The sequence below is a fragment of the Sphingomonas sp. P4_G3 genome (assembly GCF_056401105.1).
Map to the genome: position 1 here is coordinate 135,998 of NZ_JBFUJZ010000002.1, position 24,475 is coordinate 160,472.

Sequence of the window (24,475 nt, forward strand, 5' to 3'; positions counted from 1 at the left end):
GTCCCTAGCCGTTCGCCGCCGCCGCCGCCAGCGGCTCGCCGGCCAGCGCCTGACCCATTTCGCGTATCGCCGCGACCTTGGCGTGGAGCGGCGCCCAGTCGTCGCGTTCGTCGACCGCCGACCAGATCGCCTCGACCTCGTCGATCAGCATCGAACAGGGCTCGCCCGACCAATAAGGATGGGAGCGGTCGGCGCGGGGTGCGTAGGCGGCGAGTGCCTTGCGGACTTCATGCCATGCCTCGCCATAAGCGTCGGGCAATTGGCCACCGAAGGCGTCGAAGAAGAAGCGGTCGATCCCGGTCGCGGTGCCGCGCAATATCGGCTCGATCGTCTGGACCAGCGCGCGGTCGCTATCGGGATCGCGCGGGGTCAGGCCCAGCCGCCACAGGATCGCGTCGCTGACCGCGCGCTGATAGCGGTCTCCGAACGTGTCGAGAATCGCGATCAGTGGCTCGGCCTCGCAGATCGGGCGGAGCGCGACCGCGAGTTGCATCGCGTCCCAATGGATCGCCTCTGGCTGGCGACCGAAGGCGTAGAGCCCGGCATGGTCGAAATAGGCTGCGGTGAAGGCCGGGTCCCAGGTTGGGGTGAAGCGCCATGGGCCGTAATCGAAGCTTTCGCCGGTGACGTTGATATTGTCCGAATTGAGCACGCCATGGACGAAGCCGGCGGCCATATATTTGCCGGCGAGGATCGCGGTGCGGCCGACCACCAGGTCGAGCAAGCGCGCCGGGGCATCGTCCCCCGGCTCTTCGCCATAGAGCCGGCGCAGTGCATAGCCGGTCAGTGCGCGCAATGCCCCCTCATCGCGGAAATAAGCCAGCCGCTGGAAGGTGCCGATGCGGACATGGCTGTGGCTGAGCCGCACCAACACCGCCGACCGCGTCGGGGAAGGCTCGTCGTTGCGTTCGAGCGCTTCGCCTGTCTCGATCAGCGAGAACGTGCGCGAGGTTGGCACGCCCAAGGCCTCGAGCATCTCGGTTGCCAGGATTTCGCGAATCCCGCCCTTGAGCGTCAGGCGTCCGTCGCCGAACCGGCTATACGGCGTCTGGCCCGATCCCTTGGTGCCCAGGTCCATCAACCGGCCGTCCGTGGCCAGCATCTGCGCGAACAGGAAGCCGCGGCCGTCGCCGATATCCGGATTGTAGGTGCGGAACTGGTGGCCGTGATAGCGCAGTGCCAGCGGCTCGGGCAGCGAGCCCGACAAGGGCGCGAACCGCCCGAAATGCGCGATCCACTCCTCATCGCTCAGCGTGTCCAGCCCGACCTCGGCAGCGGCGCGATCGTTGCGATAGCGCAGGATCGTCTGGGGAAAATCGGCCGCGGCGACGCGATCGTAAAAGGCGTCCCCGAGATCGAGCATTGCTGTTTCGGGGCGATAAGCTTGCGGTCGCGCGGTCATGCGGCAATATGGGTGGACCGGCCGCGGGGACGCAACCATTGTCAGCTTATGAAAATCGCTACTGGTGGTCCAACGACGAGGTGCGGCTGCATTGCCGCGACTATCCCGGCCCCGACACCGGCCGTGACGGACGTCCGCCGATCGTCTGCATCCCCGGCCTGACTCGCAACGCGCGCGATTTCGAGGATCTCGCTGAGCGGCTGTCGCCCGACTGGCGGGTGATCCTGGTCAACCTGAGGGGACGCGGCGAGAGCGGTTACGCCAAGGACCCAATGTCCTACGCGCCGCTGACCTATGTCCAGGACGTCGAGGCGCTGCTCGCCGAGCTGGGGATCGATCGCTATGTCGCGTTCGGGACGTCGCTGGGCGGGATCGTCACCATGTTACTGGCGGGCACCGGACGCGAAAAGCTGGCCGGCGTGCTGCTCAACGATGTCGGGCCGGAGATCGAGCCGGCTGGGCTGGGCCGGATCCGGTCCTATGTCGGCCGCGCCAATACCTGGCCGACCTGGATGCATGCGGCGCGTGGGGTTCAGGAAGCCAATGCCGACGTCTATCCGCATTATGGCATCGAGGAATGGCTGGCGATGGCCAAGCGGCTGTACCGCCTGAATAGTTCGGGGCGGATCGTGCTCGATTACGACATGAAGATCGCCGAACCGTTCCGCGTGCCGGGAAATGAGGCTGGCCCCGATATGTGGCGTGCGCTCGACGCGCTGAAAGACGTGCCGGCGCTGATCCTGCGCGGCGCCCGCTCGGACGTCCTGTCGGCGGCAACCGCCGAGAAGATGGCGGCTCGGCTCGATCGCGCGGAGCTGGTGATGGTGCCCGATGTCGGCCACACGCCGACCCTGATGGAACCAGAAGCGGTGGCGGCGATCGACCGTCTGCTCGATCGCGTCGCCAAGGAACCGGTCACGGCGTGACGCGTCTTCCCGCTCAACAGGGAGAGCGATCATGTCCGACACCACCGACAGCCTGGTCGATCGGCCCGGCGCCGTTTCCGATACCCATACCGATAGGCCGAGCCTGAACGGCAAGCGCGCGATCGTCACCGGCGGCACCACCGGGATCGGCCGCGCGATCGCCGTGCTGCTGGCGAGCGAGGGGGCGATCGTCGATATCTGCGGCCGCACCGAGCAACATCTGAACGACGCGCTGGAGGCGATCGGGCAGGTCGGCACGGCCCAGGGCAGTGCCATCGACTTGGCGGATCAGAACAATGTCGAACGCTATTTCGCCGACGCGACGGCGCGGCTGGGCGGCCTCGACATCGCGGTGATCAACGCCGCGGTCCCGGCCGGCGGCTTGAGCGGGATGAGCGGGCGCGAACTGCGCTATGCGATCGCGACCGATTTCACCGCCTATCTGATGAGCGCGCACGAGGCGGTCGAGGCGATGGGGAAGGGCGGCGATATCGTGCTGATCGGGTCGATGTCGGCGCACATCCTTGGTCCGAGCTCGACGGTTTATGCGGGGATGAAAGCCGGCATCGCGGCGTTTGCCGAGGCGTTGCGCAAGGAATTGGGCAGCCGCGACATCAAGGTCAGCCTGATCGAGCCCGGCTTTACCCAGGCCGACTTCCATTATCCCGATATCGACGCCGAACAGCAGAAGCAGTTGGTCAAGGCAGAGAAGATGCTGAGATCTGAGGATATCGCCGTCGCCGTCCATTATGCGCTGACCCAGCCGCGCCGCGCGGTCGTGCAGCAGATCACCATCGCACCCCTGCGTAAGGATGACGAATGAGCTATCCGTTCGACCAGCTTGTTTTCAGCCCGCTCGATGTCGACCTGTCGAAAGGGCCCCTGGCCGGGCGGATCGATGCCGAAACCTATTGCCTGGGCGCGTTCAACCCCGGGATGACGCGACTGCCCAACGGCAACCTGCTGATGATGGTGCGGATCGCCGAGGCACTGAAGACGCCGATCGTCGACCAAAAGATCCACTCGCTCCGCTGGGTACCGAGCGACCGCACGGCGCCCGATGCCGGCAGATATTGCCTCGATCCCTGGCCATTGGAGATGGTCGATACCGCCGATCCACGAAAATTCATGATGCGCGGCGGCGGGTGGAAAGTCATGGCGCTGACCAGCCTGTCGTGGTTGCTGCCGGTCGAGCTCGATGCCGAGGGACGGTCGGTGGTGGATGTCCATTACCGCGACGCGATCGCGCCGCGCGCCTCCTACCAATGCTATGGCGTCGAGGATGCCCGGATCAGCCGGATCGGCAATCGCTGGCTGATGACGACCTGCTCGGTCAGCCCGGAGCGGCATTCGACCACGCTCTATTCGTCGAACGACGCGCGCGACTGGCTGCTCGAAGGGATCGTGCTCGATCATCAGAACAAGGACATGCTGATCTTCGAGGACCGGATCGGCGCCAATTACTGGGCGCAGACACGTCCGCTGGGCGACCTCTATTTCGCCTATCCGCCGGGCAGCGAGTGGCGCGCCGGGCCGTCGATCAACCTCGCTACCTCGCCCGACGCGCTCCATTGGAAGCCGCACGACAAACCCGGCATTCGGCCGCATGCGGCGACGCTGGCGACCGCGCGGATGGGCGGGGGGGCGCCGCCGGTGCTGACCGATCGCGGCTGGCTTTCGTTATGGCATGGGGTCGAGCCTTATGGCGTGGTCGGCATCTATCGTACCTATTGGTCGCTGCTCGACGCGCGCGATCCGTCGGTCACGATCGCGACCAGCGATACGCCGCTGCTCGAGCCCGCGCCGCATCTGACCGATCCGATCAAGGACTTGATGTATCTGGACAACGTCGTCTTCACGACCGGCATTGCCGACGCCGGCGATCATTTCATCATCGCCAGCGGTGAGGCTGATCTGGCCTGCCGCATCACACACGTGCCCAAGAGTGTGTTCGGCCTCTAGTCCGCCTCCCGCTTGCGGGAGGGGCTAGGGGAGGGCATGTGCGAATCCCCACGCCGGGTCCAACAGACCCTCCCCCAACCCCTCCCGCAAGCGGGAGGGGAGTCCAAGGTTCGCCATGCCTACCCCCCTCAACATCCTGCACATGCATTCCTCGTTCAACCTGGGCGGCAAGGAAGCGCGCTCGGTTCAGTTGATCAATGCGTTCGGCGACCGCGCGCGGCACACGATCGTATCGGGAATGCCCGACCAATATTCGGCGCGCGACGCGATCGCGTCGGGAATCAGCTATGAAATCGCGCAAAACCCGCCGCCGCTGACCGGGCGTCCGTCGGTCGGCCGGTACGAGGCGATCGCCAAATATATGCGCCGGTTTGATCTGGTGCTGAGCTATAATTGGGGCGCGATCGACGCCGTGATGGCCAAGCGCGTCTTTCCCAAGACCATGCCGCCGATCGTCCATCACGAAGACGGCTTCAACGCCGACGAAGCGATGAAGCTCAAGCCGCAGCGGGCGGTCTATCGCCGGATGGCGTTTCCCGCCGCTTATGCCGTGGTCGTGCCGTCGATGACGCTCGAATGGGTGGCGACCAATGTCTGGAGGCAAACGGCGCCGCGGTTGCGCCGGATTTCCAACGGGATCGACACTGCGCTCTACGCGAAAAAGCCGAATCCCAAGGCGATACCGGGCTTGATCCGCAAGCCTGGAGAAGTGATCGTCGGCGCGCTGGCCGGGTTGCGTGAGGTCAAGAACCTGCCGGCATTGGTGCGCGCGACCGCCGGCTGCTCGGCGCGCGTGCGGCTGGTGATCGTCGGCGAGGGGCCCGAGCGCGCGAAGATCGAGATGGCGGCGCGCGCGCTCGAAATGCAGGACAAGGTGCTGCTGCCCGGCTTCCTGCCCGATCCGCACACCTATGTCGGGCTGTTCGACATCATGGCGCTATCATCGCTGAGCGAGCAATTCCCGATCTCGGTGGTCGAAGCAATGGCTGCCGGGTTGCCGATTGCCTCCGTCCCAGCCGGGGACATCCCGCACATGGTGAGCGAAGAGAACCGCCCCTACATCACGCCGCATTCGGGCGAGGTCGATTTGCGCGACGCGATCCAGACGCTGGCGGCCGATGCCAAGCTGCGCGCGACCGTGGGCAAGGCGAACCGCGCCAAGGCGATCGCCGAGTATGATGACAAGGCGATGATCGCCGCCTATGCGGATTTATACGAGCAGGCATTGGGCAGGGCAGGCGCCCTGTCCTGACGAGTATTTTGCTCGCCTCCAGGCAGCGAAACGCTATAGGCTGCGTTATTGGTCGCAGGAGAGTTACGTGTTCAAGGGCTTGACGCCTATCGTCTATAATGGCCGCGAGGTATGGCCGCTGGTGGAAGGCGGCAAGGGCGTCGCCGCGACCAACCATGCCAGCGCTGGCGCCTGGGCGGCTGCTGGCGGTATCGGTACGGTCTCCGCGGTCAATGCCGACAGCTACGATCCCGAGGGCAAGATCATTCCTCAGGTGTATAAGGCGCTGACTCGCCGCGAGCGCCATGAGGAACTGGTCGAATATGCGATCGAAGGCGCGGTCCAGCAGGTCAAGCGCGCATTCGAAATCGCCGGCGGCAAGGGCGCGATCAACATCAACGTGCTGTGGGAAATGGGCGGCGCGCAGCGGGTGCTGCACGGGGTGCTCGAACGCACGCGCGGCCTGGTCGCGGGTGTCACCTGCGGCGCTGGCATGCCCTACAAGCTCAGCGAGATCGCGGCGTCGTACAACGTCAATTACCTGCCGATCGTCAGCTCCGGACGCGCATTTCGCGCCTTGTGGAAGCGGGCTTATTCGAAGGCGGCGGAATGGCTCGCCGCGGTGGTCTATGAGGATCCCTGGTTGGCGGGCGGTCATAACGGCCTGTCCAACGCCGAAAATCCGCTCGAGCCGCAGGACCCCTATCCGCGCGTCAAGGAATTGCGCGAGACGATGCGCGAGGGTGGCATTTCCGACGACGTGCCGATCGTCATGGCGGGCGGCGTGTGGTTCCTGCGCGACTGGAACGATTGGATCGACAATCCCGAACTCGGCAAGATCGCATTCCAGTTCGGGACGCGGCCGCTGCTGACCCAGGAAAGCCCGATCCCCGAGGCCTGGAAGGCCAGGCTGACGCAGATCGAGGAAGGCGCCGTGTTGCTGCACCGTTTCTCGCCGACCGGCTTTTATTCCTCAGCCGTCCGCAATCCGTTCCTGCGCGCGCTTGAGGCACGGTCGGAGCGCCAGATCGCCTTTTCCACCCAGGAAGCCGGCGATCACACTTTCCAGCTCGACGTCGGAGTGAAGGGCAAGAATTTCTGGGTGACCAGGAACGATCTGCTCCGCGCGCGCGAATGGTTCGGGCATGGGTTCACCGAAGCACTCAAGACCCCCGACAACACGTTGGTGTTCGTGTCGCCGACCGAGAAGGCGGAAATCCGCAAGGATCAGGCGGACTGCATGGGCTGCCTGTCGCAATGCCTGTTTTCGAGTTGGGCCGACAGCGAGACCAATTCGACCGGGCGGCTGGCCGATCCGCGTAGCTTCTGCATCCAGAAGACCCTGCAGGACATCGCGCATGGCGGCGATGTCGACCAGAATCTGATGTTCGCCGGGCACGGCGCGTATAATTTCAAGAGGGATCCGTTCTATTCGAACGGCTTCGTGCCGACGGTTAAGCAATTGGTCGATCGTATCCTGACCGGCGACTGACGGCGCAGCCCGGCTTTGGAACGGCCAAAAGAAGGTTCATTGCCGGGCAATTCTGATCCGCTACCTGTGGCGGCGATGAAGAGTGCACTTGTTCTCCGTCATGTCGAGCATGAAGGCATCGCCGGGTATCGCGAGCCGATCGAGGCCGCGGGCTATGCGATCGAACGCGTCGCCGCGCACCACGCGGGGTGCGCGCGGCTCGACACCATGTCGCCCGATCTGCTGGTGGTGATGGGCGGCCCGATGGGCGTCTACGACACCGACCGCTATCCCTGGCTGAGCGAGGAGATCGCAGTGATCCGCCGGCGCCTGGCGGCAGACCTGCCGACGCTTGGCGTGTGTTTGGGCAGCCAGTTGATCGCTGCTGCCCTTGGTGCGGAAGTGCGCAAAGGGCCGGTGCGAGAGATCGGATTCGCGCCTGTCGCGCTCACCGATGCGGGCAAAGCGGGCCCATTGCGTCACCTCGACGGCATCGATCTGCTGCATTGGCATGGCGACACGTTCGACCTACCAGATGGTACAGAATTGCTTGCGACGACGACACCTTACGCCCAAGCCTTCGCACGCGGTCGTAACCTGCTCGCGCTCCAATTCCATGCCGAGATGGGCGAGGATGAACGGTTCGAGCATTGGCTCGCCAATGACGGCGCCGATATCGCCGAAGTCGGTTCGACGCCGGAGGTTTTGCGGGCGGCGCACGACCGGCTGGGTCCGCCTGCGGTCGTGGCGGGGCGGGCGATGATCGCCGAATGGCTGGCGGGACTCGGTAGCTGATCGAGGCTCGGCAGGGGAACCTCCAAAACTCGTCATCCCAGCGAAAGCTGGGATCTCAAGCGGCATCGCGCCACCGCCAGAGACCAACATCGGGTCGGATCGTCCCCTGGACGATCCTTGAGCATGCGGGGCATGCTCAACCCGATGTTCTTTCGCTGGGGTGACGGGAGGTGCGCTGGGATGAGGACAGGAATATGAGTCCCCAGCCTAGGTCAGATCCACCCCTCGAGCACCTGATCGGGCGGGCGATGGCCGTCTGCCCAGTGCTGGATGTTGCTGATGACGCGCTCACCCGTCGCGGCGCGCGCCTCGAACGTCGCCGATCCCATATGTGGCAGCAGCACGACGTTTGGCAGCGCGAGCAGGCGTAGGTCGATCGCCGGCTCATGCGCGAACACATCGAGTCCGGCACCAGCGATCTTGCCGCGTTCGAGCGCGTCGATCAGAGCGGTTTCGTCGATCGCCGAGCCACGCGAGGTGTTGACGATATAAGCCTGGGGCTTGAGCAGCGACAGCCGGCGCGCGTCGATCAATTGCTCGGTCTGGTCGGTGTGCGGCGTGTGGATCGAGATGAAGTCAGACCCGGCCAGCATCTCGTCGAGATCGGCGTGCCAGGTCGCGGCGAGTTCATGCTCGACGCTCTCGGGCAGGCGATGGCGATTGTGGTAATGGACGGTGAGACCAAAGCCGCGCGCACGCACCGCGACTGCCTGACCGATCCGGCCCATGCCGACAATGCCCAATGTCTTGCCGCCGATCCGGTGGCCGAGCATCGCGCCGGGGCTCCAGCCGCTCCACTGGCCCGACCGCGCGAGCTTTTCGCCTTCGGCCAGGCGGCGAGGCACCGACAGGATCAGCGCCATCGTCATGTCGGCGGTGTCCTCGGTCAGCACGCCGGGCGTATTGGTCACCAGGATGCCGCGCGCACGCGCCGCCTTCAGGTCGATATGGTCGACGCCATTACCGAAATTGGCGATCAGTTTGAGCCGTTCGCCGGCGGCTTCGATCAGGTCGGCGTCGATCGTGTCGGTGACGGTCGGGACCAGCACGTCGGCATCCTGGACCGCGGCGACGAGTTCGTCGCGGGTCATCGCGATGTCCTGGCGATTGAGGCGCGTGTCGAACAATTGCGCCATGCGGTCCATCACCGCATCGCTCAGCTCGCGCGTCACGATCACCCGAGGTTTGCGCTTGGACCCGGCCATGCGCTCGGCTTGGCGGCTTCACGGGTTTTGGTCAATGCGGTTGATGCACCGCGGCGCCTGCGCAATAGGTACGAATCGATTGTGGCGTAAAAGGGGATGGCCATGCGTATCGGCTGGGGGTTGTCGGGAATCGCGGCGGCTGCGATTGCGGTGCCGGCGATTGCCGCGCTGGTGGAAAAGAAACCGCCTTATTTCGCATCGATCAACGCCAAATCGGCGTTCATGCGCACCGGCCCGAGCCGGATCTATCCGGTCAGCTGGAAATATCAGCGCCAGGGCCTGCCGGTGAAAGTGATCGAGAATTACAAGGAAAAGGGCGGCGGCGCCTATTGGCGCAAGGTCGAGGATCCGGGTGGGACGCAGGGCTGGATGCAGGCCAATTTGATCAGCGACCAGCGCACCGCAATGGTGATGGGCGATATCGCCGAATTGCGCGATTCGCCGCGCTTCGCGGGCAAGATCAATTGGCGGGCGGAGCCGGGCGTGATCGGCCGCGTCAGCAAGTGCGGCGACGGCTGGTGCTATTTCGACGTCACCGGCCGCGGCGGTTTCGTCGAGGTCAGCCACCTATGGGGCGTCGATTCGGCCGAAACGATCGAGTGATGCGGATCGAGCTGGACGATGTCTCGCGGCCGGAGGTGGTCGCGCTGGTCGAATATCATCTTCGCTCGATGCACGAGATTTCGCCGCCCGACAGCGTGTTCGCGCTCGATTTGTCGGGGCTGAAGCATCCGAGCGTGACGTTCTGGACCGCGTGGGACGGCGACGATCTGCTCGGCATGGGCGGATTGAAGCAACTCGACCGCGAGCATGGCGAGATCAAATCGATGCGCACCGTGCCGAACGCGGCCCGGCGTGGCGTGGCGCGCGCGATGCTCGACCATATTCTGCGCGAGGCGCGGGCGAGGGGCTATCGTCGTCTCAGCCTGGAAACGGGCAGCAATGCACCGTTCGCGCCAGCCTGGGCGTTGTACGAACGTGCCGGGTTCGTGCCGTGTGGGCCGTTTGGACCTTATACAGATATCCGTTTCAGCCGGTATTTCAGCATCGATCTTTGATCCGAACGATCGGCGCTTGTTGACGGGCGCTGCTAAGCCGACGTTCCGCGGGCGCGCCGGCGTACGCGAATTTGGTTCCACTCGTCTCAAATCGGGGAACTTTTTCAAAGGGGCAGATTTTACCCGTGGGATTTGGTGCGCAGCCGTCCGTCTGGCCTGACGCCGGCGCCGCCGCCCTCGCGGTTCGTTCCTGCCGGCAATCGTTGCAGTGCGATTGCCGCTGCCATCGGCTGATTCCGTAGCGTCAAATCACTAGAATATCTGCTATTGAAATGAATTTCAGAAACGGATAGCGCCGCCGCCTTAACAGCGTAATGCGTAAGGGAGGATGTCATGTCTGGAGTTTTCAATCGCCTCGTGCCGGCGCCCGTAACGGCTGAGCCGCGCGAAACGACGGGCAGCGGGCGCCTCCGACTCGGGTTCAAGGCCGCGCTGCTGGTCGGTTCGGCCGTCCTCCCAGCGACCGGCGCGATGGCGCAGCAGACGCCGCCGCAAACGCCGGACACCACGCAGCCGGCGCCGCAAACGGCCGCGCCGACCACGGCCCCTAACACCGACGCGCAGTCGGACGGCCAGACGCTCAACGACATCGTCGTGGTCGGCAACACGTCGGGCAAGCGCACCTTGTTCAACTCGTCGTCGGACGTCACCTTGGCCAATGCCGCCGACATCCAACGCAAGGCGCCGCGCTCGACCGCCGAAGCGCTCGAACTCGTGCCGGGCATCTTCGTCGAGGGAACCGCCGGTGCGGTCTCCAACAATTATTCGGTGCGCGGTCTGCGTGGCGGTGCCCAGACCTTCATCCAGCTCGAAGAAGACGGCATGCCGATCATCTACGGCGGTGGCGGCGCCGACGAATATTTCCAGAACGACATCACGATCGATCGGCTCGAGGCGGTCGAAGGCGGCACGTCGGGCGTGCTGGCGGTCAATGGCGCCGCGGCGACGATCAACTTCATCTCGCTCAAGCCGAGCTATGATCGCGCCACTGCGATGGCGCGCTTCACCGGCACGAGCTATGGCGAATTGCGCACCGACGGATATTTTTCGGCACCGCTTGCCGACAATGTCGCTTTTTCGGTCGGCGGTTATGTGACGTCGAACCCCGGGTTCCGCCGCTCCGACTTCGATTATACGACCTACCATTTCAAGGCGATGCTGGAGACCAAGTTCGCCGGCGGCGGCTTCCTGCGTTTCACCTTCAAGAAGGGCGACCAGCACGACGCTTATTACGCCGACATGCCGTTCACCTCGAATGGCGGCAAGATCGGCGACGTTCCGGGGCTCAACGGGCTGCGCGACAATATCGCGGGCCGCGCGTTCGGCCAGATACTGGTGCCCGATTCGTGCGCGACCGGCACGTGCCTCCGCCCGTTCAGCCTGAGCGACGGTATCCACACCCAGACGACTCAATATCGCATCGATCTCGAGAAGCCGATCACCGACAAGATCAGCGTCTTCGCCCGCGCGCGCTATCTGAAGTCGTCGTTCGACTTTAACGGCATCTTCCCCGGATCGAACGGGCAGCCGCCGGCCTCGGCGGTCACGTATCTGACGCAGGGCATCTCTCCGCTCGACCAGCCGGTGCGCGACGCCCAAGGCAATATTATTCAGCCGGGCTTTCTGACTCGTGGCGCGATGGCCTTCCCCGGAACGACGAGCTTCGGCATCCGCAACGTGGTGACGGGGCAGGTTATCCCGGTCAGCGATACCGCGACGCTCAACGCGCTCAACGGTAACGGTTTGCTGCAGCAGACGGTGCTCAACCACCAACGGCTCGACAGCAAGGATTTCGGCAGCGACTTCGGCGTGAAGTTCGACTTTGGCAGCGGCGCGATCGACAATTCGCTGACGATCGGCGGCATGTATTACAACGTCACCAAATATAACGATCAGTCCGCGACCGCGTCGCTGATCAACGACGTGACCAACGGCTCGAACATCTACGACGTGGTTGCGCTCAACGCCCAGAACAATGTCATCGGTCAGCTGACCAACAACGGCATGGTCAGCTATGGCGACTGGGGCCAGGGCATCTTCAAGGACAAGCTCGAATCGATTTCAGGCTATTTCAACGATGAGCTGAAGATCGGCGACAATCTCCATATCGACTTTGGCGCGCGCTACGAGCACGTCCACGACCGCGTCGATATGGGCAATTCCTACGCGGTCAATCCGCCGGTGCCCGCGGGCACGCCGGGGATCATTCCTACACTTGGGCAGTCGTTCAACGGCACCTATACGCGCCAGGAAGGCAGCTACGATCACCTCGCGGCGACGGCGGGCATCAACTACACGCTGACGCGCAATTTCTCGGTCTATGCCCGCTATGCCCGCGGATTTCAGACCAGTGCCGGCGACAATGGCGGTATCCATCAGCCTGCCAACCTGACCCTGTACGAGGCCGGAGTTCGCTTCCAGTCACGCATGCTGGTCGGCTCGCTGGTCGCGTTCAAGACCGAGTTCCGCAACCAGGGCTATACGTTCCTCGACCCCAGCGACCCGACCAAGGTGTCCAACGCGACCGCCGACGACAATATCAAGGGTATCCAGCTCGATTTCGACCTCAAGCCGGTCGACTTCTTCAAGCTGTCGCTGTCGGGCGTGTATCAGGATCCCAAGCTGCAGAATTTGCGCTTCGACGGCACCGCGCAGCCGCAATATGAAGGGAATACGCCCGAGCGCACGCCCAAGAAATTGCTGACCGTCACGCCGCAATTCATCCTGCCGGGCGGGCTGGGCGAGATTTACGGCCGATACAAATATATCGGCAAGATCTACGCCGATGCCGGCAACGGCGTCGCGCTGCCCGCTTATGGCGTGTTCAGCGTTGGCGGCTCGATCAACCTGTCGTCCAAGATCAACCTGAACGTCAGCGTCGACAATCTGACCAATGTACGCGGCTATACCGAGGGCAATCCGCGCCAGGGCCAGACGCAGTCGATCGTCAACGGCTATTTCTATGGCCGCGGCATCGTCGGGCGCAACGTTCTCGCCAGCATCACGGCGAAGTTCTGATAGGAAAAGGGAGCGCGCCGGCCCCGCTCCCGGGCTGGCGTGATCTTGCATGAAGGACAGGCGATGCGGCTCCGATCGATTCTGCTCCTGGCGCTGGCCTGTGGCACCGCGCTGGGCGCCCGCACGACGCCCCGTGCGGATCCCGCTTTCATCCAGAAGGAAGGGCTGAACCTCAACAGCTTCGTGCGCAAAGGACCGGTCGCCGCGCATATCGTGTTGCGCTCGGGAAGCGATCCGCGCCTGATCGTTGCCTTTCCCGCCGGGAATAGCGGTGTCGGCCTGTGGTTCGACCACATCCCGGGCGCGGCGCAATGGACGATGATGGCGCCGGCCACGCCACTGACAATGCCGGATGCTAAGGGACGGCCGCTCCACGGCGTTTCCTTCACGGCCCGGATCGCGACGCCGCGCCTCACAGCCAAGCAGGCGGTATTGTCGAGCGTGCGAGTGCTGCGCGACTATCAGGCGCTGGGCACTGCGCCGGCCGAAATACTTACGCGCGTGACGGTAAGCGGCGACACGTTGACCTGGGCCCGCGATCGGCTCGACGGCGCGCCCGGCTATCGCTTGAGCGTCCGTGTCGTGAGTGGCCGATTGGACGGACAGAGCATCGTCGCCGGAGCGGATGGCCGGATAACGCTCGCGATCACCGCTTTGTCCGGCGAGACGCCGCTGACGCCGGTGCCGATCGCCGGCCTGCTCACCCCGCAGGCCAATCCCGACGCCGGGGCGCGTCGCGCGCTGGAATTCCTGAGCTATCGCGAGAAGTTCCTCGCCGGGTCGTGGCGCTTCAACACCTATTTCGGGCGCGATACCCTGATGTCGGTGCGGCTGCTGATGCCCGTATTGCAACCCGCCGCGGTCGAGGCGGGCCTGGGTTCGGTGCTCGAACGGTTGTCCGACAAGGGGCAAGTCGCGCACGAGGAGGATATCGGCGAGTTCGCGATCCTCGATCATCTAAAGGTCGACGGCAGCAAGTCCGACGCGCCAACCTATAATTACAACATGATCGACGGCGACTTCATGCTCGCGCCGGTCGCGCGCGCCTGGCTGATCGACGATCCACGCGGGCGGGCCCGGGCAGCCGCCTTCCTGGGGCAGCGGCACGGCAGAGAGCGTGCGGGCGACGCGCTGATGCGCAACCTGCGCTATGTCCTGCGCCGCGCGCGGCCCTTTGCGGAAAACCCGGTGCCGACCAGTCTGATATCGCTCAATCCGGGCATGGACGCCGGCGAGTGGCGCGACAGCAATGACGGGCTGGGCGGCGGTCGCTTTCCCTATGACGTCAACGCGATCTTCGTGCCCGCGGCGCTGGACGCGGCGGCGGCGATGAATCGCGCCGGCCTGCTCGCACCCTATATGACGTCCGATGACCGCGCGGCGTTCGCCAGGCTGCCGGAGATCGAGGCGACCTGGCGAGCTCGCGCGCCGGGGCTGTTCGCGATGACGATCCCGGCTGCGCGTGCCCGCGCCGCGATCGTGGCCTATGCTGCCCAGGCCGGTGTACCCGCGACGACGGCGTTGCAGGCGGTTGGACAGGCCGGTTTGCGCTTCAACGCGATCGCGCTCGACGCGCAAGGCGCGCCCGTACCGATCGAGAATTCGGACGAGGGTTTTGCCTTGTTGTTCGGCAGCCCCGACGATGCTGCGCTGACGACAGCCGCGGACGTGATCGGCAAGCCGTTCCCGGCGGGGTTGATGACCGGGGCCGGCATGCTGGTCGCCAACCCAGCCTTCGCGCCAGGCTCGCTCGCCGCCAAATTCGGCCCCAATGCCTATCACGGCACCGTGATCTGGTCGTGGCAACAGGCGCTCGCCGCCGCCGGGCTCGAGCGTCAATTGGCGCGGAGCGACGTGTCGCCGGCGGTCCGCGCGAAGCTCAGAGCGACGCAGCAATGCTTGTGGCGCGCCATCGCCGCCACCCGCCAAGTCCAGAGCTCCGAACTATGGTCGTGGCGCTTTGGCGGCGGCCGGTACGAGGTCGCCGCGTTCGGCGCGAGCGGGCGCGACGTCGACGAATCCAACGCGGCGCAATTGTGGAGCACGGTCTATCTAGCGCTCAAGCGCCCCGAGCCTGATGGCCGCGCGGCCTGTCCAGGCAATTGAGGCTTGGCTAGAGACGCTGACATGGACGAGGCCGGCATCAAGCATATCGTCATCCTGGGCGGCGGCACCGCCGGCTGGATGACCGCCGCGGCATTGAGCCGCGCGCTACAGGGGTCGGGCCGCACCATCACTCTGATCGAATCCGAAGAGATCGGGACGATCGGCGTGGGCGAGGCGACGATCCCGACGATCCACTGGTTCAACCAGATCGTCGGGCTCGACGAAGCCGAGTTCATTCGCGAGACCAAGGCGACCTATAAGCTCGGCATCGAGTTCACCGGCTGGAGCGGCGACAGCAGCACCTATCTCCATCCGTTCGGCACCTTCGGCCCACCCGGCGACGGAGTGATGTTCCTTCACCGACTGATCCGCGCACGGCTGGGTGGGATGGCGGCGGCGACCGAGGATTTCTCGCTGACGGCGCAAGCTGCGCGCGCAGGCAGGTTCGCGACGCCGGTCGGCGATCCGCGATCGCTGCGCTCGACCCTGGGCTATGCCTACCATTTCGACGCCGGACTCTATGCGCGCTATCTGCGCCGCCATGCCGAGGCACGCGGCGTCGCGCGGGTCGAAGGTAAGGTCGCACGGGTCGACCAGGATCCAGAAAGCGGCTGCATCACCCGCCTTGTCACCGAGCGTGGAGACGAAGTGGTCGGCGAACTCTTCATCGACTGTTCGGGGCTGCGCGGGCTGCTGATCGAGCAGACATTAAGCGCGGGGTTCGAGGATTGGACTCAATGGCTGCCCTGCGACCGCGCCTGGGCGGCACCGAGTCCGGCCGAGGCAGAGGTCATCCCCTATACCCGTGCAACCGCCGCGGAGGCGGGGTGGCGCTGGCGCATCCCGCTCCAGCACCGCACCGGTAACGGCTATGTCTATTCGAGCCGGTTCCAGGACGATGACGCTGCCCGCCAGTCGCTACTCGACGCACTGGGCGAAGAGCCGATCGCCGAGCCGCGGCTGATCCGCTTCCTGCCCGGCAAGCGCAAGCGCGCCTGGGTCAGGAACGTCGTCGCGATCGGCCTCTCGAGCGGATTCCTCGAACCGCTCGAATCGACCAGCATCCACCTGATCCAGAGCGGGATCGCCAAACTGCTGGCTCTGTTTCCGCGCCGCGGTGACGACCCGCTGGTCGCTGAACAATTCGACCGCGTGTTCGGGCAGGAAATGCTCGACGTCCGCGACTTCCTGGTGCTGCATTACAAGATGACCGCAGGCCGCGCCGAGCCGCTGTGGCGCTATTGCCAGGACATGCCGATCCCCGACACGCTTGCGTATCGCATCGATCAGTTCCGGGCGTCGGGCCGGCTTGTTCTGTCGAGCGACGAGCTGTTCCGCGACGCCAGCTGGTTCGCGGTGATGGACGGGCAGGGGATCCGGCCGGCCGATTATAACCCGATGATCGAAACGATGAGCGAGGCCGACAATCGGCGCCATGTCGAGGCGGTGCGCGCCGCAATCGCCCAGGCTGTGGCGCAATTGCCGATGCTGCCGCTGCCGTCGGATATGAGTAAGGCCTGACGCAGTCATGCGCGGCGGCCATTATGACCGCCGCGTGGCCGATCAGTCGATCAGTTCGACCGCCACCGCCGTGGCCTCGCCACCGCCGATACACAAAGATGCCATCCCGCGCTTGAGACCGCGCGTCTGAAGTGCGGACACCAATGTGGTCAGGATGCGCGCACCGCTGGCGCCAATCGGGTGGCCGAGCGCGCAGGCGCCGCCATTGACGTTGATCTTGTCATGCGGGATGCCGAGATCGTGCATCGCGATCATCGCGACGATCGCGAACGCCTCGTTGACCTCGAACAGGTCGACATCGGCGACGGTCCAACCGGCCTTGTCGAGCGCCTTCTGCATCGCCGCCACTGGCGCAGTGGTGAATTTGGCCGGGGCATGCGCATGCGCGGCCTGGGCGACGATCCGCGCGACCGGCTTCTTGCCGAGCTTGTCGGCGACCGAGGCGCGGGTCAGCACCAACGCGGCGGCGCCGTCGGAGATCGACGAGGCATTGGCGGCGGTGATCGTGCCGTCCTTGGCGAAGGCTGGCTTGAGCGTCGGGATTTTCGACGCATCGCCCTTGGCCGGCTGTTCGTCGAGCGACACGGTATCGGTGCCCTTACGCCCGACGACGTCGACCGACACGATCTCACGCTCGAACGCGCCCGATTTCTGCGCAGCCTGCGCGCGTTCGAGGCTGGCGATCGCGTAATCGTCCTGCGCGGCGCGGGTGAATTGATATTCCTGCGCGGTCTCCTCGGCAAAGGCGCCCATCAGCTTGCCGGGCTCATACGCGTCCTCGAGCCCGTCGAGATACATGTGGTCCTTGAGCACGTCGTGCCCGATCCGCGCGCCGCCACGATGGCGCATCGACAGGTACGGCGCGTTGGTCATGCTCTCCATGCCACCCACGACGATGAGGTCGACCGAGCCGGCGGCAAGCGCCTCGCTACCCATGATCGTCGCCTGCATGCCCGACCCGCACATCTTGTTGACCGTTGTCGCCTCGACATGATCGCCCAGACCGGCGTTAATCGCTGCCTGGCGCGCGGGTGCCTGGCCGAGCCCGGCAGGCAGTACGCAGCCCATATAGATGCGCTCGATCTGCTTGGGGTCGACGCCGGCGCGGTCGACCGCGCCCTTGACCGCGGTCGCACCGAGTTGCGTCGCGCTGGCGCCGGTCAGCGTCCCCTGGAAGCTGCCCATCGGGGTGCGGGCATAGGACAGGATGACGATGGGATCGGCGGTCATGAGAAACTCCGGAAAGGATGCTGGGCGCGATCTAGGCTCGGGCGGCGGCGAATTCAAATTGCGCGGCTTGCTTTGCGGCAATTCGGCGATGCCGTTCGTTCGCTAAGAGATGATGATGGAAACGCTGACCACGGTGCTCAAATGGACTGCTTCGGGCAGCGGGATCATCGCAGCCTTGATGGTATCGCTCGATTCGGGGCGACGCGTGACCGGCTGGGGGTTCGTGATCTTCGTCGGATCGGCCCTCTGCTGGATCGCCGGCGCGGTGCTGGCGCGCGACGGGGCGCTGGGCACGCAGAATGGCGTGCTGCTCGGGATCAACGCGTTCGGCGTCTATCGCTATCTGATCCGCAAGAAGGCGCCCAGCTGATCCCCGCTTACCCTTAACGTCAACGCGTGATAGCAAGCACGGCGATGAGGATGTTGCCGCTCGCTCTGTTGTTGATTGCCGCGCCCGCGCCTGGACAGGACGCGCCGCCGATCAAAACACTTCCAGTAGCGCCGCCCGCACCGCAGGTTATCGATCCGCTGGTGTCTTCGGTCGATGGACTGCCGATCAGCGCGCTACCCGCGCAGCGATTGCCGGCCAAAGGCTGTGCGGCATTTCTGTGGACGCGGACGCCGAGCATGGCGCTGGTGGCGATGGCAACCACCGATCCCGCGGCGTTGCGGGTAACGATCGACGGCAAGGTGGCGGATCTTGCGATCAGCGCGCAGAACGGAATCGGCGGCCTCGGTTACTCGCAGATCACCGAATATAAAGGCGGCGGCGCGACGGCGACCTTGCAAGTCGCTGTGAAGACCGACGCCAGTGCGCCGAAAAGCGGGTCGATTTCCGATGCGACGCTCCGCATCGACCGCACGGGCCAAGCCAGCGTCATCATACCGGTCGCCGGGGCGATCGGCTGCGCCTGAACAATCGGAGAGGAACGAAGCGATGACGATGCACGACATCCTGGCGGCGCAGCGCGCGGCGTTCATGGCCGAATTGCCGGTCAGCCTCAGTGTGCGCAAGGATCGCTTGAAGTGCGCCGCCGCGATGATCGCCGACAATGCCGACCGTTTGTGCGACGCGCTGAGCGAGGATTTCGGGCATCGCAGCCGCGAACAGTCGATGTTGACAGACATCGCCGCCTCGGTCGCGCCGCTCAAGCACGCGCTCAAGCATGTCGACCGCTGGTCGCGCCCAGAGCGCCGGCCGGTGACCGCACCGCTCGGGCTGCTCGGCGCCAAGGGCTGGATCGAATTCCAGCCCAAGGGCGTGGTCGGCGTGATCTCGCCGTGGAATTTTCCGGTCAACCTGATCATGGCGCCGCTGGCCGGCGTCTTCGCGGCGGGCAATCGCGCGATGGTCAAGACCAGCGAGTTCACGCCGCGCGTCGCCGCCTTGTTCGAGGAAATCTGCCCCAGCTATTTCGCCGCGGACGAGCTCGCCTTCGTGTCGGGTGGGCCGGAGGTCGGCAAGGAGTTTTCGGGCCTGACGTTCGATCACCTGATCTTCACCGGCGCCACCGGGATCGGCCGGCACATCCTCCACGCCGCGGCAGACAATCTGACGCCGGTGACGCTCGAACTCGGCGGCAAGTCGCCGGTGATCTTCGGGCGCTCGGCCGACGTCAAACGGGGCACCGAACGCGTCGCGATCGGCAAGATGCTCAACGCCGGTCAGATCTGCCTGGCGCCCGATTACATGCTGGTGCCCGCGGATCAGGAACAAGCGGTGGTCGATGGCCTGAAGCAATCGGTGTCGGCGATGTACCCGACCTTGCTCGCCAATCCCGACTACACCTCGATCATCAACGATCGCCATCACCAGCGGCTGCAGGACTGGCTGGAGGATGCCCGCGCGAAGGGCGCGACGATCGAGACGGTCAATCCGGCGAACGAGGATTTCGCCGCGTCGAACAGCCGCAAGATGCCGCTCCACATCGTCCGCGACGCCACCGACGACATGACGGTGATGCAGGAAGAGATTTTCGGGCCGATCCTGCCGGTGCGGCGCTATGACGATATCGATGCCGCGATCGCCGAGGTGAACCGGCGCGACAGGCCGCTCGGCCTCTATTATTTCGGCAGCGACGACAAGGAGCGCCGCCGCGTGCTCGATCGCACGATCTCGGGCGGGGTGACCTTGGACGACGTGATCTTCCACATCTCGAACGAGGAGTTGCCGTTTGGCGGCATCGGCCCGTCGGGGATGGGTGCGTATCACGGGCATGACGGGTTCAGGACGTTCAGCCACGCCAAGGCGGTGTACCGCCAGTCGCGCTTCGATATCGCCAAGCTCGCTGGCCTCAAGCCGCCATATGGCAAGGCGACGATGGCCTCGGCCAGGCGGCAGATGAAATAGGCCGGACAAAACAGGGGCCGCCCGAAGGCGGCCCCAAGTGATGCTGCTGTTTGCCAAAGCAGTGCGGCCGACATGCTCGGAAACGTAACGATTCGCAATGCGCCGAAGCGCTTGCGCATACCCATTTCGAGCTTAGGTCATAGCTTATGCCGCTCTCAAGAGTGGTGCATTCGACACACGGTGATGTCCGGAAGGCAAGAAAGAAATGACAATATTCAAGAGAGAAAGAGCTAACTTGGATTATATAACCAAAGTTATACTTGAATAACATCTTATATCTTCGGTGTCGAATTAGGCCATATTTTTACCATAAAGTCGTAAACATCCTATTTACTATGAGCTCTACTACCTACAAAATTCCACATTGCTTCCGATCGAATTGCGAGTCGTCGACGGGAAATAATGAATTCGCGGAAAAAATTTGGGAGTAGACCATGATTTCGACCTTTCGAGCCTCTGCCAGTGCGATTGTCGCACTCGCAGTCGCCGCCGCCCCGATCCCGGCATTTGCCGCGGTTACCCTTGTCGATCCGACGCCAGCGGCCGATCCCGGGCAGGTTGTTCTTCCCGGAATGCAGGCGACCTGTGACGCAGCGGCATTAGCCCATGACACCGACGGTGCGGGCGGGGACATCTGGACCGGCCAAGTGGTCCTCGGCGCAGTGACGCTGGCTGCTGGACCTGTCGAAACCGGCACCCATTCGATTACCGACGCGATCCCCGGCACGCTTGTCGGCGCCGGCACCTTTACCCCGGCGCATGTCGAAATTCTTGGCGACCCGTATCGCAACGGCGGCAGCGTCAACATGTTCGGGATCAAGCAGGCGGTTGGCGGCCATTACAGCGCCAGCGCCTATGATTTCATGGGAACGTTCAAGACGACGTACGCCCATGCGTTCAGCTGCGACATCCTCAAGGCGGTCTATCATCCCGCCGTGGACATTTACCATCCGGCGGTCGGCATCTACGTCATCAACGGTGACTTCGGCGATTCCGAGGATGCGGTTCGGGGCAATTGCGCCGCCTTCACCGCACAAGGCTCGGATCCGCTGAACCTCCCGAGCTGGTGGGGCGACCCGTTCCATGGCGGCAGCGACGCCAATCCGCACTGCAAGTTCCAGGGCACCGCCGCTTACACCGAACACCATGATGCCTATAACGATCCGGCGACGTTGCAGGGCAACGAAGCGCAGACTGCGGTCAACGTCGACCAGACCAATGCGCTCCGCGCCCATGAGGATGCTGGCGAAGGCTTCGACACCAGTGCGACGCTGATCATCGGTCAGGTCGTGGTCTGCATCTCGCCGAGCAAGACCGGGACGAAGCTGCCGGGCGCCTGGGCCAAGCAGAACGGCTATACCGGCGATAAGTGCACGACTGTCTGGTACAATGGTGGTGCGACTGTCGGCGTCCCGAACCTCAATGACGGCAGCCACAATTGGGTCACGGTTCCGGTGATCTGATTTGCCAGCTAGCTGAACTTCAAAAAGCCTCGCCAGCTGACACTGGCGGGGCTTTTGATTCCCGGCGGCGGTGAGCTGCGCCGGCTCAAAATGCCTTGCGAAGGCCGATCGTGATCGCGCGCCCGAGCGGGTTCAGCAGATAGGGCTGATATCGTGTCGGCGTCAGTCCGTTGCCGTCACGAACCCGTTGCTTGGAATCCAGCAGATTGGTGACCGACAACGACAAGCGCGCTCCTTTCAACACGCTGCTGCCCCGTGCCAGGGTGCCAAGATCAGCGAAAAGCCGCATATCGACGCTGGTCTGCGCCGAAAAAAAGAGGTCGCTTGGCGAGGGCGTATCGGCGGATTTGATCAGCGTTGCGCTGCGCCAGATGCCGGAAAGCTGCATCCCCACACCCCGAGCCGCGAGGTTGGCCGAAACCCGGACGGTGTGCCGAGCCAAGCCCCCGCCATATCCAGTCGCGCCCCCGGCCAGCAGGTCGACCTCGGGCAGGCCAAGCTGGGCCCGACGCACGCTGCGGAGGATCCAATTGTGCTCGATACTGAAATTGAAGCGTGGTCGGCCGTCGAACGAAAAAGCTCCGTCGGGATCGCTCCCCGGGCCAGCCGCGCGTTTCCGGCTCGGCTTTCCGAGCGAACCGTGAAAGTCGATCCGCGAGTGCAACTGGTCGCTATTGTCGTACGCAAAGGCGACCGGCCGGCTGTCGACCAGCGTCAGAACGCCGTTGGCGTCGCGCACGAAGCGATCGGGAAATGCCGCCTGGACCTGCGCGTTGACAGGGGGGAGTGTCGACTGAAGATTGGTGGTTCGCCGCCTGGAATATTCGGTGGACAGGATGAGATTCGCGTTACTGAACGGCAGATAAGTGGCCCCGACCGACCAGATTCTCCGCCTGGCGACGGGCAGGTTGGGATTACCCCCGGTAATATAGCGGACCTGGACCGTCTGTCCGGTGACAAAGTCGAAAATACGATAATTATCGTAGACGATCTGCGGGTCGCTGAGCGTCTGGGCCGAAGGCGCTTGCCGCTGCAGGTCGAACGAGCCGCGGACATTCAGTGACCTGGCCGGTTGCCACGCCAGGCCGGCGCCGAAATCCTCGACCGTCCCGATCCGGTTGAGCCTGCGGATCGCTCCATTGAGGTCGAGCTCCAAATTGCCGATCGGCGACTTGTCGCCGAGGAGGGGAACCTGAAGGTTGCCCGAAAGTGCCGCTTCGTTTTGCGTAAACTTCGTCACGTTCGGCACCGACAGGAATTCCCACCGTCCATTGAGTCGGTCGGTTCGCACCGTCGCTGTCACTGCGGCTCGCATCGCGCCCGCCGGCAGTTTCAACACCCGACCGGAAAGCGTCGCCCGCAACGACGCATTGTCGCTGCGCGAACGCGAAAAATTGTAGCGGAGCGCCGTCAGGTCGGCGGGTAGCGCTCCGAACGGGTTCACCGTGCCGGCGCTGATCGCGGCCTGGAGCAGGGTCGGATCGAAGGCTGCCTGGCTGTCGGTCCTGGCGGCCAGGTGTTGCCAATTCCCGGCAACGCGCAGGTTCCAGTTCCCGACCGGCGTCGTGAAATCGCCGCCAAGCTCGAGATTGGCGTTGTGCCCCTGCTGGCGCAGCGCATCGCCGACGTATCGAGCGATCCTGACATCGCGCGTGAACGGCGAAAATGGGGTACCGGCCGGCAGCAATAGCGACACGCCGGCAAGGCCCGACTGCGAGTCCGTGCTCACCCATTCCGCGCGCGCATTGAGCGAGAGCGCTGTCTTGCCCCATTGCCGCGCAATGTTGCCGTTCACCGAGAAGGTGCGCTTGCCAGCAGTAAGCGTGCGAAAATCACGAACATCGGTAAAATTGGGTTTGTTGGCATTGGCTGCCAACGCACCCAATGTCGGCGCCGCATTGCCTGCTGGAACCGGTGCGACAGCGACCATTTGTCCCGCGAGCGCGCTCAACGCCGGGTCGATCTCCGCGCCAAAGATCGTAGAGGCGAAAATATTGCCGCGTGTATCATAGGGTGCCGTCAGCGGCTCGCTGACGATGTTGCGGTCGCTTTCGAACAGCGGGTCGACCCGCTCGGCGCGTAGGACCAGGCTGTCGCGATTGCCGTCCTTCAGCCGCAACAAGTTGATCTCGCCCTTGTAATTTCGTCCCGCACCAGCGGTTGCGAACGTGCCTTCGGCGTTTCCGGTGAGTTGTCGGTGGTTATTCTTGAGCACCACATTGATCACCCGCCGGGTTGGGCGTTCACCCAGCCGACCGGCAACACGTTGCGGTAATACCTGGATCTTGCGGATCGCTTCGGTCGGAAGGTCGTTCACCGTGTTCAGCCCGGTGGTTTCCCGACCATTGATCAGGATCACCGGGCCTTCACCTGACGAATCGGCCGCGCCGCCCACGTCATCGAGTAGGTCGCCGACGCTGTTGGCGCCGTATGCGGCAATATCTTCTTCGTTGAGCTCGTTTTCCGGTGCGACACCCGGCAACACGCCCTGTCGGGATGCGTAAATGATGATGTCATCCGCAGTTCCAGGCTGCTGATCCTGAGGACCAGCGGTCTGGTCCGCCTTTTCCGGCTGAAGGGCCGCGAACAGGAATGGCTCGTCCATGGCACGCGCACCTGTCGCACCGGCACAAGCGAAACACAGCACGCAGCTACTATAAAATATGCTCGAAGTTCTCCCCATGAATATTGGTAACATCGAGATTTAGAAAATAACAGGCCAGGGTTTACTACGTAA

At 64.2% G+C, this 24,475-nt stretch carries 19 protein-coding genes; 15 read left to right on the top strand and 4 right to left on the bottom strand.

Annotated elements, in window-relative coordinates; translation table 11 throughout:
- Nucleotides 1-4 precede the first annotated feature (4 nt).
- Nucleotides 5-1,402: a protein adenylyltransferase SelO gene (locus AC1DQQ_RS06195; protein ID WP_478044595.1), complete on the bottom strand. Its 1,398-nt coding sequence runs from the start codon at nt 1,400-1,402 to the stop codon at nt 5-7.
- A gap of 8 nt (nt 1,403-1,410) precedes the next feature.
- Between AC1DQQ_RS06195 and AC1DQQ_RS06200 the strand changes: the two genes are divergently transcribed.
- The 6 genes from AC1DQQ_RS06200 to AC1DQQ_RS06225 all read left to right on the top strand — a co-directional run bounded on the left by AC1DQQ_RS06200 (nt 1,411) and on the right by AC1DQQ_RS06225 (nt 7,787).
- Entirely contained in the window at nt 1,411-2,328 is a 918-nt protein-coding gene (locus AC1DQQ_RS06200; protein WP_478044597.1) for an alpha/beta fold hydrolase, read from the top strand.
- Nucleotides 2,329-2,359: 31 nt separating this feature from the next.
- Complete coding sequence (locus AC1DQQ_RS06205) at nt 2,360-3,151, top strand: SDR family oxidoreductase (RefSeq protein ID WP_478029393.1); 792 nt, start codon at nt 2,360-2,362, stop codon at nt 3,149-3,151.
- A complete protein-coding gene (locus AC1DQQ_RS06210; protein ID WP_478044598.1) occupies nt 3,148-4,290 on the top strand; it encodes a glycoside hydrolase family 130 protein in 1,143 nt (380 codons plus the stop codon). Before AC1DQQ_RS06205 ends, AC1DQQ_RS06210 begins: the two co-directional genes overlap by 4 nt.
- 115 nt (nt 4,291-4,405) lie before the next feature.
- Complete coding sequence (locus AC1DQQ_RS06215; RefSeq protein ID WP_478044600.1) at nt 4,406-5,542, top strand: glycosyltransferase family 4 protein; 1,137 nt, start codon at nt 4,406-4,408, stop codon at nt 5,540-5,542.
- Between the two features lie 67 nt (nt 5,543-5,609).
- Nucleotides 5,610-7,013, top strand: coding sequence for an NAD(P)H-dependent flavin oxidoreductase (locus AC1DQQ_RS06220; RefSeq protein WP_478029390.1), 1,404 nt, complete (start codon nt 5,610-5,612; stop codon nt 7,011-7,013).
- Nucleotides 7,014-7,088: 75 nt separating this feature from the next.
- The gene (locus tag AC1DQQ_RS06225) at nt 7,089-7,787 is read left to right on the top strand and encodes a glutamine amidotransferase (protein WP_478029389.1); all 699 of its coding nucleotides are present in this window, start codon (nt 7,089-7,091) and stop codon (nt 7,785-7,787) included.
- A gap of 212 nt (nt 7,788-7,999) precedes the next feature.
- Here AC1DQQ_RS06225 and AC1DQQ_RS06230 read toward each other — a convergent pair whose 3' ends face one another.
- Nucleotides 8,000-8,992: a 2-hydroxyacid dehydrogenase gene (locus AC1DQQ_RS06230; RefSeq protein WP_478029388.1), complete on the bottom strand. Its 993-nt coding sequence runs from the start codon at nt 8,990-8,992 to the stop codon at nt 8,000-8,002.
- A gap of 102 nt (nt 8,993-9,094) precedes the next feature.
- Here AC1DQQ_RS06230 and AC1DQQ_RS06235 point away from each other — a divergent pair, with 102 nt between their 5' ends.
- The 5 genes from AC1DQQ_RS06235 to AC1DQQ_RS06255 all read left to right on the top strand — a co-directional run bounded on the left by AC1DQQ_RS06235 (nt 9,095) and on the right by AC1DQQ_RS06255 (nt 16,695).
- A complete protein-coding gene (locus AC1DQQ_RS06235; RefSeq protein ID WP_478029387.1) occupies nt 9,095-9,595 on the top strand; it encodes an SH3 domain-containing protein in 501 nt (166 codons plus the stop codon).
- Nucleotides 9,595-10,050 (top strand): GNAT family N-acetyltransferase, encoded by a 456-nt coding sequence (locus AC1DQQ_RS06240; RefSeq protein ID WP_478044602.1) that lies wholly within the window; start codon nt 9,595-9,597, stop codon nt 10,048-10,050. Before AC1DQQ_RS06235 ends, AC1DQQ_RS06240 begins: the two co-directional genes overlap by 1 nt.
- Nucleotides 10,051-10,383: 333 nt before the next feature.
- Nucleotides 10,384-13,068 (top strand): TonB-dependent receptor domain-containing protein, encoded by a 2,685-nt coding sequence (locus AC1DQQ_RS06245; RefSeq protein ID WP_478044604.1) that lies wholly within the window; start codon nt 10,384-10,386, stop codon nt 13,066-13,068.
- A gap of 63 nt (nt 13,069-13,131) precedes the next feature.
- A complete protein-coding gene (locus tag AC1DQQ_RS06250) occupies nt 13,132-15,174 on the top strand; it encodes a glucosidase family protein (RefSeq protein ID WP_478044605.1) in 2,043 nt (680 codons plus the stop codon).
- A 21-nt stretch (nt 15,175-15,195) separates the two neighbouring features.
- Nucleotides 15,196-16,695 (top strand): tryptophan halogenase family protein, encoded by a 1,500-nt coding sequence (locus AC1DQQ_RS06255; RefSeq protein WP_478044607.1) that lies wholly within the window; start codon nt 15,196-15,198, stop codon nt 16,693-16,695.
- 42 nt (nt 16,696-16,737) lie between these two features.
- On the opposite strand, the gene AC1DQQ_RS06260 is transcribed toward AC1DQQ_RS06255, so the two are convergent.
- Nucleotides 16,738-17,925, bottom strand: a complete 1,188-nt coding sequence (locus AC1DQQ_RS06260; RefSeq protein ID WP_478044609.1) for an acetyl-CoA C-acyltransferase — start codon at nt 17,923-17,925, stop codon at nt 16,738-16,740.
- 115 nt (nt 17,926-18,040) lie between these two features.
- On the opposite strand from AC1DQQ_RS06260, the gene AC1DQQ_RS06265 reads away from it, so the two are divergent.
- The 4 genes from AC1DQQ_RS06265 to AC1DQQ_RS06280 all read left to right on the top strand — a co-directional run bounded on the left by AC1DQQ_RS06265 (nt 18,041) and on the right by AC1DQQ_RS06280 (nt 21,738).
- On the top strand, nt 18,041-18,295 hold the full coding sequence (locus AC1DQQ_RS06265) for a hypothetical protein (RefSeq protein WP_478029382.1): 255 nt from the start codon (nt 18,041-18,043) through the stop codon (nt 18,293-18,295).
- 50 nt (nt 18,296-18,345) lie between these two features.
- Nucleotides 18,346-18,840: a hypothetical protein gene (locus tag AC1DQQ_RS06270; RefSeq protein ID WP_478029381.1), complete on the top strand. Its 495-nt coding sequence runs from the start codon at nt 18,346-18,348 to the stop codon at nt 18,838-18,840.
- A gap of 22 nt (nt 18,841-18,862) precedes the next feature.
- Complete coding sequence (locus tag AC1DQQ_RS06275; protein ID WP_478044611.1) at nt 18,863-20,275, top strand: coniferyl aldehyde dehydrogenase; 1,413 nt, start codon at nt 18,863-18,865, stop codon at nt 20,273-20,275.
- Between the two features lie 434 nt (nt 20,276-20,709).
- Nucleotides 20,710-21,738: a hypothetical protein gene (locus AC1DQQ_RS06280; protein ID WP_478044612.1), complete on the top strand. Its 1,029-nt coding sequence runs from the start codon at nt 20,710-20,712 to the stop codon at nt 21,736-21,738.
- An 85-nt stretch (nt 21,739-21,823) separates the two neighbouring features.
- Here AC1DQQ_RS06280 and AC1DQQ_RS06285 read toward each other — a convergent pair whose 3' ends face one another.
- Nucleotides 21,824-24,343, bottom strand: a complete 2,520-nt coding sequence (locus tag AC1DQQ_RS06285) for a TonB-dependent receptor (RefSeq protein ID WP_478044614.1) — start codon at nt 24,341-24,343, stop codon at nt 21,824-21,826.
- Between the last annotated feature and the right edge of the window lie 132 nt (nt 24,344-24,475).